Source organism: Agrobacterium sp. MCAB5 (genome assembly GCF_052114365.1).
GTDB classification, from domain to species: Bacteria; Pseudomonadota; Alphaproteobacteria; order Rhizobiales; family Rhizobiaceae; genus Agrobacterium; species Agrobacterium tumefaciens.
On record NZ_JBFREP010000015.1, the window covers coordinates 126,944 to 140,227 of the forward strand.

At 60.3% G+C, this 13,284-nt stretch carries 9 protein-coding genes; 3 read left to right on the forward strand and 6 right to left on the reverse strand.

Annotation, left to right across the window (positions count from 1 at the left end; all coding sequences use genetic code 11):
- Window positions 1-13: 13 nt before the first annotated feature.
- From AB4Z23_RS24910 to AB4Z23_RS24935, 6 genes are all read right to left on the reverse strand, one after another.
- Entirely contained in the window at window positions 14-1,393 is a 1,380-nt protein-coding gene (locus tag AB4Z23_RS24910) for a GH1 family beta-glucosidase (RefSeq protein ID WP_025595048.1), read from the reverse strand.
- Window positions 1,394-2,163: 770 nt separating this feature from the next.
- The gene (gene xylA / locus AB4Z23_RS24915; protein ID WP_003516221.1) at window positions 2,164-3,474 is read right to left on the reverse strand and encodes a xylose isomerase; all 1,311 of its coding nucleotides are present in this window, start codon (window positions 3,472-3,474) and stop codon (window positions 2,164-2,166) included.
- Between the two features lie 240 nt (window positions 3,475-3,714).
- Window positions 3,715-5,169: a xylulokinase gene (xylB, locus tag AB4Z23_RS24920; RefSeq protein WP_441360932.1), complete on the reverse strand. Its 1,455-nt coding sequence runs from the start codon at window positions 5,167-5,169 to the stop codon at window positions 3,715-3,717.
- A gap of 103 nt (window positions 5,170-5,272) precedes the next feature.
- Window positions 5,273-6,295 (reverse strand): LacI family DNA-binding transcriptional regulator, encoded by a 1,023-nt coding sequence (locus AB4Z23_RS24925; RefSeq protein ID WP_025595052.1) that lies wholly within the window; start codon window positions 6,293-6,295, stop codon window positions 5,273-5,275.
- Between the two features lie 368 nt (window positions 6,296-6,663).
- Window positions 6,664-8,247 carry a DHA2 family efflux MFS transporter permease subunit gene (locus AB4Z23_RS24930; RefSeq protein WP_013762324.1) on the reverse strand — a complete coding sequence of 528 codons (1,584 nt, stop codon included), beginning with the start codon at window positions 8,245-8,247 and terminating at the stop codon, window positions 6,664-6,666.
- 30 nt (window positions 8,248-8,277) lie between these two features.
- On the reverse strand, window positions 8,278-9,483 hold the full coding sequence (locus AB4Z23_RS24935; protein WP_019566960.1) for an HlyD family secretion protein: 1,206 nt from the start codon (window positions 9,481-9,483) through the stop codon (window positions 8,278-8,280).
- A 159-nt stretch (window positions 9,484-9,642) separates the two neighbouring features.
- Here AB4Z23_RS24935 and AB4Z23_RS24940 point away from each other — a divergent pair, with 159 nt between their 5' ends.
- From AB4Z23_RS24940 to AB4Z23_RS24950, 3 genes are all read left to right on the forward strand, one after another.
- Entirely contained in the window at window positions 9,643-10,329 is a 687-nt protein-coding gene (locus AB4Z23_RS24940; RefSeq protein ID WP_003516212.1) for a TetR/AcrR family transcriptional regulator, read from the forward strand.
- A 182-nt stretch (window positions 10,330-10,511) separates the two neighbouring features.
- The gene (locus AB4Z23_RS24945) at window positions 10,512-11,270 is read left to right on the forward strand and encodes a TerC family protein (protein WP_003516210.1); all 759 of its coding nucleotides are present in this window, start codon (window positions 10,512-10,514) and stop codon (window positions 11,268-11,270) included.
- Between the two features lie 235 nt (window positions 11,271-11,505).
- Window positions 11,506-13,278, forward strand: coding sequence for an SLC13 family permease (locus AB4Z23_RS24950; RefSeq protein WP_025595053.1), 1,773 nt, complete (start codon window positions 11,506-11,508; stop codon window positions 13,276-13,278).
- The last annotated feature ends 6 nt before the right edge of the window (window positions 13,279-13,284 follow it).

Genomic DNA, 13,284 nt, shown 5'->3' on the forward strand with positions numbered 1-13,284 from the left:
GAGGGAGAAAGCCTCACCCCTTCATCACACCGTGGTTCCCCTTCGGAAAACCCGATGCCAGCGCGCTGTACCATTTGCCGCTGTTCTTCAACGTACGAACCTGCGTTTCGTAATCCACGTGCACAAGGCCAAAGCGCATGCGGTACCCTTCCGCCCATTCGAAATTGTCCATCAGGCTCCAGGCGAAGTAACCCCGCATGGGGTAACCGTCCTTCACCAGATCAGCAACGATACCAAGATGTTCGGCGTAATAGTCAAGACGGGGTTGATCATCCACCTCGCCGTTTTCGACGCCCATATTGTAGCAGGCGCCATTTTCGGTGATGTAGCAATCGGGCAGCTCGTAGCGCTCGTAGAGCGTCTCCACCAGGGAATGCAGCGCCGGCGCATAGACTTCCCAGCCGATATCGGTTTTGACATCGCTGACGGCCGGGGCTGGTTTGGTGGCAGGGAATTCCGCACCTTCGGTGGCGTCGTCGGCAACGCGCATCGGTGTATAATAATTCAGGCCCCACCAGTCGAGCTTCTGGCTGATGATGGACAGGTCTTCCGCCTCCACCACCGGCATGCGGCTGCCCAGGGCCTCCATCATTTCGGCCGGATATTCGCCCTTGAAGACCGGATCGAAAAACGCGCCGTTGTGGAACTGGAATGCCCGTTCAGCTGCCTTCAGGTCGGCGTCGCTATTGGAGGCCGGGATGACGGAATGGGCGTTCAGCACCAGTCCGACCGGCACCTTGGGCGCAACATGGCGGGACGCCTCGACGCCGAAACCATGGGCAAGGTTGATGTGGTGCATGGCCGCAAGGGCTGCTTCCATGTTGCGCTCGCCCGGCGCATGAATGCCATAGAGATGGCTGAGCCAGACCGCACACCAGGGCTCATTGAAGGTCGCCACCGCATCCAGCCGGTCGCCCAGCCGTGCCATGACGGTCTTGGCGTAACGCTGGAAGGCATGGGCGGTGGAACGCGAGGCCCAGCCGCCGTCGCCCATCAGTGTCAGCGGCAGGTCCCAATGGTAAAGCGTCGCATAGGTCTTGATGCCGCGCGCCTTGCAGCCATCGACGAGGCGGTCGTAGAAATCCAGCCCCTTCTCGTTGATCGGGCCGAATCCATCGGGAATGATGCGCGGCCAGGCAATGGAGAAACGATAGGCCTCGACACCCATTTCCTTKATGAGATCGAGATCATCCTCCCAGCGATTATAGTGATCGCAGGCAACGTCGCCATTGTGGCGCCCGAAGACATGTCCCGGCATGTTGCAGAAGGCATCCCAGATGGATGGCTTGCGGCCGTCAACCTTGGTGGCACCCTCGATCTGGAAGGAGGCGGTCGCMACGCCGAACAGGAAATCGCCGGGGAAACGGGCTGCAAGCGCTTTGTGATCGGTCATCGGATAGGCCCTTTCGTCATCCATCGAGCGTCAAAAGATGGAGAGCGGTTTAGACCAAGTCAGCAATGAGGTACAGCCGCAGGCACGCAAAATCTGCAACGTTTCAGCAGCGCGGTTAAGATATCCAAAGCGCTTTAGGTACACGAAAGTCGCCGCAACGGTTKCCCGGCGGCGGGAGAAACGRCAGCCCGGCAAATGCGGATGGGAGTTGAGTGTGGTGGAAAGTCTTGCATCTGCCGGGCCGCGCCTTGTTTGACCGGAATGCCGGTCSATCGGTGACAGACTTTTCACGACACCTACCGGATCGGCCCTTCCCGCTGCTGGCAATTGCGGGACGCCTTTCCGGAACGCGGTTTGCCAGAACCACGCTTGTCGATGCCGGCAGCCGGTCCGCGAAAGGCGCCGCGCGTATCGCCCTTCCGTTCCGGTTGCAGGGGAATGATGCTGCAAAACGGACGGGTGGGGACATGCGGGGAAAGGTTTTGCGGTAAGTGACTGGAAAGAAAGGAGGGGTGGCGCGGAAWTGTTCTCGCCTTTGGCAGCAGACGGCGAGCATGCCCCCTAATTCGGCTATCGCAACCTTCTTAGTCTCACTTTATGGAATGTTATCTGCAGCATCAGGCCCGGAGACCGCACGGGGGCCGTACACCACAGATACGACGTCATCCTCGGGAATGTCGCGAGGATGACGGAGGAGAGGTTTTGCGGCTTTAACCAGCCTCTAGACGGGGGATGCTCCCCCGTCCTTTGTTTGTGAACGTACCAGCCCGTCAAACGTAACGATTGACGACGTTCTCCAGATATTCCTGACGACCGGACTTCGGCTCGGGGTTGATATCCTGGCGCTCGACCAGCGCTGCGATTTCTTCGAGCTTCAGCTCGCCGCGCAACATCTTCTGGGCTTCAGGTGCGTCCCACTTCGCGTAACGCTCCGAAAGCGGCTTCGACAGCGCGCCGTCCTCGATCATCTTCGCCGCCGCCTTCAGACCGCGGGCGCAGCAATCCATGCCACCGATATGGCCGATCAGCAGGTCCTGCGGATCAAGCGACTGGCGACGCAGCTTGGAATCGAAGTTGGTGCCGCCATTGGTGAAGCCGCCGCCGGCCAGCACGTGGTAATAGGCTAGCGCCATTTCAGGTACGTTGTTGGGGAACTGGTCGGTATCCCAGCCAGACTGGTAATCGTTGCGGTTCATGTCGATCGAGCCGAAAATGCCGAAGGCATTGGCCATGGCCAGTTCGTGTTCGAAGGAATGGCCGGCGAGGATGGCGTGACCCTGCTCGATATTGACCTTCACTTCCTTTTCGAGACCGTTCTTCTGCAGGAACGCATAAACGGTTGCGACGTCGTAGTCGTACTGGTGCTTGGTCGGCTCCTGCGGCTTTGGCTCGATCAGGATCGTGCCTTCGAAACCGATCTTGTATTTGTATTCCACAACCAGATTGAGGAAGCGGCCGAGCTGGTCCAGCTCGCGCGAAAGATCGGTGTTGAGCAGCGTTTCGTAACCTTCACGACCGCCCCATAGCACGTAATTGGCGCCGCCGAGCTTCTTGGTGGCATCCATGCAGGTCTTCACCGTCGCAGCCGAGAATGCGAAGACATCCGGGTCCGGATTGGTCGCGGCACCCGACATGAAGCGGCGGTTGGAGAACAGGTTCGCCGTGCCCCACAGAAGCTTTACGCCGGTATCAGCCTGCTTCTGCGCGAAGTAGTCGACGATCTCGTTGAGGTTCCTGGTGTTTTCGGCAAAGTTCCTCCCTTCCGGGCGCACATCGGCGTCGTGGAAGCAATAGAACGGCGAACCGAGCAGCGAGAAGAATTCAAAGGCGACATCGGCCTTCAGCTTGGCGGCCTGCATGGTGTCTTCAAACCACGGACGCTGGAACGTCTGCCCACCGAATGGGTCGCCGCCCGGCCAGGTGAAGGTGTGCCAGTAAGCCACGGCAAAGCGCAGGTGATCTTCCATACGCTTTCCGGCAACGATCTCGTCGGGGTTGTAGTGGCGGAAGGCGAGCGGGTTGGTGCTGTCGGGGCCTTCATATTTGATCTTGGCGATATCGCCGAAGAAGCCTGTGCTCATTGGATGGTTCCTCCTCTGGGGTGGGTTTAGGTAGTGTTCAAAAATTCGAGGTCTGCGCGGGCCGCTTACCCCCCTCTGTCCTGCCGGACATCTCCCCCACAGGAGGGAGATCAGCAAGTTGCGCTCAACCGCTTCGATCGCGACCTCACAGGAGGACGTGACCTAGCCGCTTGTCGATCTCCCCCATTGTGGGGGAGATGCACGGCAGGGCAGAGAGGGGTGAACGGCGCACGCAAAACCTCAATGCGAAAGCGACCGAATGGCGGGATAAAGCGCGTGATACCGCTGGTAAGCCTCCTCATAAGCATCGCCAAGCGCCACCACCGGCTCGATCGTCCGCGCCGTTTCCGGCTGCGTGCAGACTGCAACCGGATCTGCACCTGTTGCAGCGATGAGACCGAGTCGGGCGGCGCCGAAAGCGGCGCCGAAATCGCCCTCGGCCGGAATATCCACGGGCACACCGAGCGAAGTCGCGATCGAGGCCAGCCAATAGGCCGAGCGCGAACCGCCGCCGATGGCGGTGACGCGGGAAATGGAGGTGCCGGCCGACTTCAGCGCTTCGAGATTGTCACGGATGGCGAAAGTCACGCCTTCCAGCACGGCCTGCGTCAGCGCCCTGCGGTCACTTTCATGCGAAAGGCCAATGAAAGAGCCGCGAATGGCGGCATCGTTATGCGGCGTGCGCTCGCCGGAAAGATAGGGTGCGAAAGTGACGCCGCTCGGCGCCAGAAGCTCGTCGCCCAGTTCACCCGTCAGTTCGGCTGCGGACTTGCCGGTGAGGYGCGAATACCAGTTGAGTGCATCGGTAGCGGACAGGATGACGCCCATCTGGTGCCATGTGTTGGGAAGCGCGTGGCAGAACGCGTGTACGGCGCTTTCCGGCTTCGGCAGATAGGAGGCGTTGGCGGCAAACAACACGCCAGAAGTGCCGAGCGAAACGAACGCGTGGCCCTCTTTCACCGTGCCCATGCCGCAGGCGGAAGCGGCATTGTCACCCGCACCGCCGGCCACAACGGCCTTGCCCGCAATGCCCCATTGCGAGGCGAGCTCGGCACGCAGCACACCTGCCTCCTCGGTGCCTTCAACCAGCGACGGCATGTGTTTTTCTTCAAGGCCGGTCGCCGCCAGAAGATCGGCAGACCATTTGCGCGCACCGGTATCCAGCCACGATGTGCCGGCGGAATCCGACATTTCCGAGATATATTCACCGGTCAGCCACAGTCGCAGGTAATCCTTCGGCAGCAGTACCTTGGCCACCTTCGCGAAGATTTCAGGTTCGTTCTTCGCCACCCAAGCCAGTTTCGGTGCGGTAAAGCCTGGGAATACGATGTTGCCGGTGATCTTGCGGAAGCGCGGATCGGCATCGAGTTCGGCAGCCTCGGCATAGGAGCGCGTGTCGTTCCACAGAATGCACGGCCGCAGCACATTGCCGCTCGCGTCTATCAGCGTCGCGCCATGCATCTGGCCGGAAAGGCCAATACCTTTCACGGCAGCGAGTTCCTTCGCAAACTTCTGCTTCAGACCTTCGACTGCGGTTTTCGTGGCGGCAATCCAGTCCGCCGGGTCCTGTTCCGACCAGCCGTGATGCGGACGCGAGACCTCCAGCGAGCCGTTGGCCGAGCCGACGATCTTCTGATCGCCGTCCATCAGCAGGGCTTTGACACCGGATGTTCCAAGATCGAGACCGAGATACATGTAATTCTCCATTCCGGCGCTCCTTGCGCCACTTCAGCGGTTTTAAGGGTCACCGCATTTCCGGACGGAAAACCGGCGGCCACTTTTCCTGGAAATGCTCTCCTCAGGGCAGATTGTCCCTGAGGAATATGTCGATACGGATACGCTCCTGCGCGGCGATGACAGCGAGACCATCCGCGCGCGCTTTCAACACGCGAATGGCGCTGCGCACCTCATGACCTGCATCCTGATTGAGCACGGCATCGAGCACGCCTTCCCGCAGCGCATTGGCCGTGTTTTCGGTGAGCTCATGGGCGATGACGGATGGCGACCTTTCGCCCGATGACGCCCTGAGCGCCCGGATGAGGCCGCGATTACCGGCGCCGAGACTGTAGATGCCGGACAGCGCGTCGCTCGCAAGCGCCTTGGCGACCAGCGCCTCGACGGTGACGGGATCGTCCCGACCTTCGAGGACCGGCAATAGTCGCAAGTCCGGAAATTCGCTTTCGATGACGGAGCGGAAGCCGTCTAGGCGTTCGCGATGGTCGCGCACCAGCATGGAGCCGGCAACGACCGCAATATCGCCGCCGCGCCCGGACAGGAAGCGCCCCATGAGGCTAGCCGCCGTGCGCCCGGCCGCAACGTTGTCGACGCCGGCATAATGGTCGCGGCGCGAACCGGAGAGATCGGAAACCAGCGTGACGGTGGCGATACCATCTTCAGCCAGCCGGTCCGCGGCTTCGGCAACATCCTCAGAATCGGTGGCGACGAAGGCGACGCCCGACGGCTTTTCCCGCCGCGCGACTTCCAGCGCCTCCGTCAGCGCCGCGGCATTGAAAGGCGGCACCTCGATAACGCGGATCGCCGTGCGCTCCAGATGGGCGCGGGCGGCTGCGGCACGAACTTCGGCTCGCAGCGTCGCCATGAAGGAATTGTCGTTGCCGGGAAGGATGAAGACCAGCGAATAATTGCGACCCTTGGCCAAATTGGCGGCAGCGATATCGCGCACATAACCAAGCTCGGCAATCGCCGCCTCTACCCGCGCTCGAGTAGCGGCGTGAACGCCGGGGCGCATGTTCAGCACCCGGTCGATGGTGGCAAGGCTGACACCCGCCCGCTCGGCGATATCGTGAACTGTCGGCTTCATGTTTCCTCCCGTGCCATTTGAATATCCAGCTTTGCCGCCGTCGTAAACCGAAAAATGATGTACGTACCTCACATTTTCAGCAAGACGATGATTTCACTTTATTTCTACCTTTGAACTACGGGTGCGCGCCTTTGCCCGGCGTCATCCCTGGGCTTTTCCCAAGGATTTAGACACGTCAATAAAATCAACAGGCTGCAGATTATCAGGGCTGACCAACAACTTTCGTCATTTTAGCCTTGGATCAAGGACTTGGGCTTACTGGATACCGGCTCAAGACCGGCATGACGGAAAAGTATCGCGAAGCACACAAAAAAGGGGCCGTCATTTCCGACGGCCCCAGCTCTGCGGTGGATGGGAGGGGATTTTGTTCAGTGCGCCGCGTCTGGTGGCGGCGCTGCCTTGGGTTTCTGGATCAGCACGGTCATGAAGATCAGGCTGCCGAACAGCAGCGTCAGCGCGAAGAACACATCCGCAAAGGCGAGTATCCACGCCTGCTGCGAGACCATGCCGACCAGCTTCTTGATCGCGACGGAAGCACCGTCCAGCCCGTAGGAATCATAGTTCGCGCCGACATTGTTCAGCCACTCCAGCGCCTGTGGATTGGAATAGCTGACATGTTCCGCCAGCCGCACATAATGATCGTCGGTGCGTTGCGACAGCAGGGTGTTGATGACGGCAAGGCCAACCGCGCCGCCGAGGTTGCGGGTGAGGTTGAACAGGCCCGAGGCATTGCGGATGCGCGCGGGCGGAAGCGTGCCGAGCGCGATGTTGTTGATCGGCACCATGCACATCATCAGTCCGAAACCGCGCAGGACCTGCGGAATCAGCAGCTCGTAGAAATCCCAGTCGGTGGTCACATGCGTCATGATCCACGTGCCGCAACCGAAGCTGATGAAGCCGATGGCCATCATGATGCGCGGATCGAGCTTGGTGGACACCTTGCCGGCAATCGGCGCGGTGAAGAACATGGCAAGACCGGAAACGAACATGGTCTCGCCGATCATCAGCGCATCGTAACCGCGCACGCGACCGAGATAGAGCGGGTAGAGATAGGTCAGCCCGTAAAGCCCTATGCCCATCACGAAGGAAAACAGCGAGCCGATGGAGAAATTTCGGTCCGCAAAGGCGCGGATGTCMACAACGGGGAAGTCCACCTTGAAGGCACGCCAGAAGAACACCACCGCACCGATGACCATGGCCACCGAACCGATGACGATATGCTCGTCGTTGAACCAGTCCTTGTTGTTGCCCTCTTCCAGCACGTATTCCAGAGAGCCGAGGAAGACGGCCATGGAGATCAGCCCCCACCAGTCGAACTTCTTCCAGAGCGAGGTTTCAGGCTTGTCGAAATCGATCAGGCTCCATGTCAGGATGGTGACGATGATGCCGGGAATGATGTTGACTAGGAACAGCCAGTGCCAGGAGAAGGCATTGGAAAGATAACCGCCGACCGTGGGACCGATGGTGGGCGCAAGCGTGGCGACGAGACCGATGATCGGCGAGACGACCGAACGCTTGGAGGGCGGGAAAATGGTGAAGGCGGCCGCAAAGACCGACGGGATCATGCCGCCGCCGATAAAGCCCTGGATCGCCCGGTAGACGATCATCTGGTCGATATTGGTCGCGGTGGCGCAGAGCGCGCTCGACAGGGTGAAGCCGGCGGCGCAGGTGGCAAACAGTACGCGCGTGGACAGGATGCGCGCCAGCGTGCCCGACAGAGGGATCATGATGACTTCTGCGATCAGATAGGATGTCTGCACCCAGGCGATCTCGTCGGAGCCCGCCCCGAGACCTGCCTGGATTTCCGCAAGCGAGGCGGAGACGATCTGAATATCGAGAATGGACATGAACATGCCGAAGACCATCGCGAAGAACGCGATGAGCCTGCGCTTGTCCATGGGTGGATCGACGGGAACAGATACCCCGCCTGTGCCGACAACCGTAGCCGCCATGATCTTGCCCTCAACGACGCCCTGGTTGGCCTATGGGTTAACGTGCGCCGTTTTCGTGTTTTCCGGCGCCGTGCGGGTATCCACATCGACGACGACGCTCAGGCCCGCACGCAGATTGTGCTTGGCGAGATCTTCCTTGGAGAAGACGATACGCACCGGTACGCGCTGGATGACCTTGGTGAAGTTACCCGTGGCGTTTTCCGGCGGCAGCATCGAGAAGACCGAACCGGAACCGGGCGATATCGACTGGACCGTGCCCTCAATGGTCTCGTCGTCGAAAGCATCCACATGGACGCGGACCTTCGAACCGGGCACCACGCGGGCCAGCTGCGTTTCCTTGAAATTGGCGTCGATATAAAGCTCGTTCAACGGCACCAGCGAAGCAAGGCGCTTGCCGACCGAAACGAGATCGCCCGTCTGCACCGCCAGATTGCCGATAACGCCGTCATAAGGCGCTTTCAACACGGTGAAGGCCAGATCGCGGGCCGCCTTGTCCTTGGAAAGTTGCAGCGAACGGATGGTGCTTTCGGCTTCCTCGCGCTGGGCGCGAAGAAGCTCGACATTGGCTTTCGCGGACGAGATCGCCGCCTCGCCGGCCACGACATTCGCCCTGGCCTGATCGAGCGCGACCTGCGCGCTGTCGGAAGCGGCAACGGTGCCGACATCCTTCGCCTGCAATTCGGTGGCGCGCTTCTGGGTGATTTCCGCACCGCGAAGGGCCGCATCCAGAGCGCCCTTCTGGGCAACGGCCTGTTCCTGCGCTGCCTCGCCGCCGATGATCTGCGCATCGATGCGCTTCAGCGACAGTTCCTCGGTGCGGATCTGCGCGTCGGCCTGTTCAAGCGCGATGCGATAGTCGCCGTCATCCAGAGTAACCAGCGGATCACCCGCCTTGACTTCCTGGTTTTCGACAACGTTCACCTTGGCGATGTAACCCGAAACCTTGGGCGCGATGACCGCGATATCACCCTGAATGTAGGCGTCATCCGTCGAAACCATGAAGCGACCGTCGATCCACCAGTTATAACCGTACCAGCCGGCGCCGGCGAGAAGGGCGATCGCAAAGATCGGCAGAAGCGGCGAACGCTTCTTCTTCTTCGGTGCGGCAATTGTCTGTGGCGGCTGTTGCGGCGGGGCCTCCACCGGCTTTGCCGGAGAGGTCTCAGCCTTGGCGGAAACGTCCGCCTCTTCCGCATCGTTGACGGCGCGAACCGCGCTATTCTTCTGGGCCGACATGAGATTGTACCGTGATAAATTGAAGAAAGTTTTTCGAACTGAACCGTTCGGTTCGATTGACATAATCCCTTTCCTGACACATATCAAGTGTAATCGAACTGATTGGTTCGACGTTCGGTTAATTTTTTTACGCCATTGCAGTGCTAGGAACCGGTAACGATGGCAGGTGAAGACATGGATATGGAGACGGAAACCGAAACGGGCTGTCCGGGAAACCCCGCCGGGCGTTTTGCTGCGGGCGAAGACCCGGCCAAGCGTGAGCAGATTGTTGCCGGCGCCTGGCGCGTGTTCAAGCGCAAGGGCTTCGATGCCGCCAGCATGAACGACATCACGCGGGAAGCCGGCGTTTCCAAGGGAACGATCTATGTCTATTTCTCCAACAAGGAAGACCTGTTCGCCGCCCTTGTCGATCATCACCGCCAGGAATTCGCGACCTCCATGCGCAACATTCTGGCCGGCACCGAAGAGGTGCGCGACGGCCTGAAACAGTTCGGCAAGGCCTTCGCCAACAAGATGATCTGCTCCGAAATGATACCGGCCATGCGCTCGGTGATCGGCGTCATCGACCGCATGCCGAAGCTGGCGCAGCGTTTCTTCATCGCAGCACCCAACAACGTGCGCACCGTTCTTCAGGATTTCATCGAGCATCAGGTCTCGCTCGGCCATCTCAAGGTCGATGACGTCGAACTTGCCGCCCGGCAATATATCGAGCTTTCCACGGGCACTTTCTTCAAGCTGCGCCTGTTCGGAGAACTCGAAGGCCCGGTTCCCGAAGAGGAGCTGGACCGAGTGATCGACAGCGCCATCATGGTGTTCATGGCGGCATACGGAACTGACAAGGCCTGAAAACATTCAGCAACGGGCGACCGGACCGGCAACGGCACGGGGCCTGATACGCGGTTTGCGCGAAATTTCGATGAAATCTTGCCTATCACAGGCGCGGTCTCCTTGTTTCTCGCGTATTGCGCTATAAATTCCACGAACCGAATGTTTCGGGTGGCCTTGTTGCTGAAAGGAAAAATTCCCTGATGGAGTCCGTTCTCCCTCTTCTGTCCGACCCCGCTGCCTGGGTGGCGCTGGTCACCCTGATCGTCATGGAGGTCGTGCTTGGCATCGACAACCTGATCTTCATCTCGATCCTCACCAACAAGCTTCCGCCTGAACAGCGCGAAAAAGCCCGCAAGATCGGCATCGGGCTTGCCTTGATCATGCGTCTCGGCCTTCTCGGCACTGTGGCCTGGATCGTGCAGCTCACCACGCCGGTCTTCGAAATCTTCGGCCACGCCTTCTCGTGGAAGGACATGATCCTCATCGCCGGCGGTCTCTTCCTGATGTGGAAGGCCACCAAGGAAATCCACCACAATGTCGATCCTGAAGATCACAAGGAAGACATGGTGGGCGGCCCGGTTGCGATGAATTTCGGCGCCGCCATCGGCCAGATCCTGCTGCTCGACCTCGTGTTCTCTGTGGACAGCATCATCACCGCCGTTGGCATGACACCGCATCTGCCGATCATGATCGTGGCCGTGATCTTTGCCGTTGCCGTGATGCTGCTCGCCGCAACGCCGCTCGCCAACTTCATCGAGCGCAACCCCACCATCGTCATGCTGGCACTCGCCTTCCTGATGATGATCGGCACGACCCTGATCGCCGAAGGCATGGGCTTCCATGTTCCCAAGGGCTACGTCTATGCCGCCATGGCGTTTTCGGCGCTGGTGGAACTGCTCAACATGCTGGCGCGTAACGCCAGACAGCGCAAGAAAGCACAGGCGGCCAAACCGCACTGATTACCCTGACCGTCATGCCGGACTTGATCCGGCATCCCTTCAGCCCAAGCCCTTGGGCTGAAGGGACACTTTCCGCCGCGCCGACGCGCGGCGGCTGATACCGGCTCAAGGCCGGTATGACGCGAACGTGTGGAACGCGCCGGCCAGTCGGAACCGCATGCCCCGCCTCGCGTTCTTCGACATCCCTACCGGAAGAGTCCGTCCCGCCGTCTCTCCTTCGAAAGCATAAGCAAGCATGACGACCGACCAGATCCTCGCCTTTACCGTGATCGCCGGCATGATGGTCGCGTTCATATGGGACAGGTTCCGCTATGATGTGGTCGCGTGCAGCGCGTTGCTGGTGGCGGTGGCGGTTGGGGTCGTGCCTTTCGACAAGGCGTTCTCCGGTTTCTCGGACGATATCGTCATCATCGTCGGCAGCGCGCTGATCGTCAGTTCGGCCGTGGCGCGTTCAGGGGTCGTCGATATGACGATCAAGAAATATTTCCCGGAGATGCACTCCAAAACCCTGCAACTGGCCTTTCTGATGATCGTCGTCGCCATCATGTCGGCCTTCATCAAGAACATCGGTGCGCTTGCCATCATGATGCCGGTTGCTTTCCAGTTCGCCCGCAAATCCGGCAGCCCTGTTTCCTATTATCTGATGCCCATGGCCTTCGCTGCCCTTCTGGGCGGGCTCATGACGCAGATCGGCACCTCGCCCAACATCGTCGTTTCCAGGCTGCGTGAGGAAATGACCGGGCAGAGCTTCTCGATGTTCGATTTCACCCCGGTCGGTGCCGGGCTGACCGTGATCGGCATCATCTTCCTGACCTTCGGTTACCGCCTGCTGCCGGTGCGCAACCGCCAGCAGGCATCGATGGAGGATATTCTGGACCAGTCGGCCTATACCGCCGAGGCGACGCTTCCCGCCGACAGCACCTACGCCGACAAGCCGCTGCGGGAGCTGTTGAAACAGGCGGATGGCGACGTAATCGCCAGCACGATCCTGCGCGGACCCCGGCGTATCTCCCCCTTCCCCGATGTCAATCTGAAGCCGGGCGACACCATTCTTCTCGAAGGCAACCCGGAGGGCCTCGACCGCATCGTCTCGCAGGCCAAGCTGCTGCTGTCAGGCAAGCCGCTCACCGAGAACGGCCAGAAGACCGCTGACCTTATTTCCATGGAAGCGGTTATCAGCAACGAATCCGTTCTCAACGGGATTTCCGCGCGCGAACTGGCGCTATCCTACACCCGCGGCGTCAATCTGATTGCAGTGAGCCGTCGCGGCCAGCGCGTCAACCAGCGGCTCTCCGACCTGACCTTGCAGGCGGGCGACGTCATTCTCTTGCAGGGCAGCCGCAAGAACCTGCCACAGGTATTGCAGGAATTTTCGCTGCTGCCCCTGGCGCAGCGGGAGATCCTGCTTGGGGTGCAGCGCCGCGCGCTTTTGCCCGTCATCGTGCTTGCCGCGGCCATGATTGCCGCCGGCAGCGGGCTGGTGCCGGTATCCGTCGCCTTTTTCGCCGCCGCCTTCCTGATGATCGTCGTCGGCGCGATACCGCTGACCGAAGTCTATAAATCGATCGACGGGCCGATCCTCGTCATGCTCGCCGCCCTCATTCCCGTCAGCGACAGTCTGCGCACCAGCGGCGCCAGCGAGCTGATCGCCGCCTGGCTCGGCCATGCCGCACAAGGACTGCCGCCCTTCGCAGCACTCGGCATGATCCTGTTGACTGCCATGGCGGTAACGCCCTTCCTCAACAATGCTGCAACCGTGCTGGTCATGGCACCCATCGCCGCCGGTTTCGCCACCACGCTCGGCTTTCGGCCGGAGGCCTTTCTGATGGCGGTGGCGATTGGCGCCGGCTGCGATTTCCTCACGCCCATCGGCCACCAGTGCAACACGCTGGTCATGGGTCCGGGCGGTTATCGTTTCAGCGATTATCCGCGCCTTGGACTGCCGCTGTCGATCATGATCGTCATTGCCAGCATTCCGATGCTGCTTTATGTCTGGCCGGTGAATTAGGGGCGG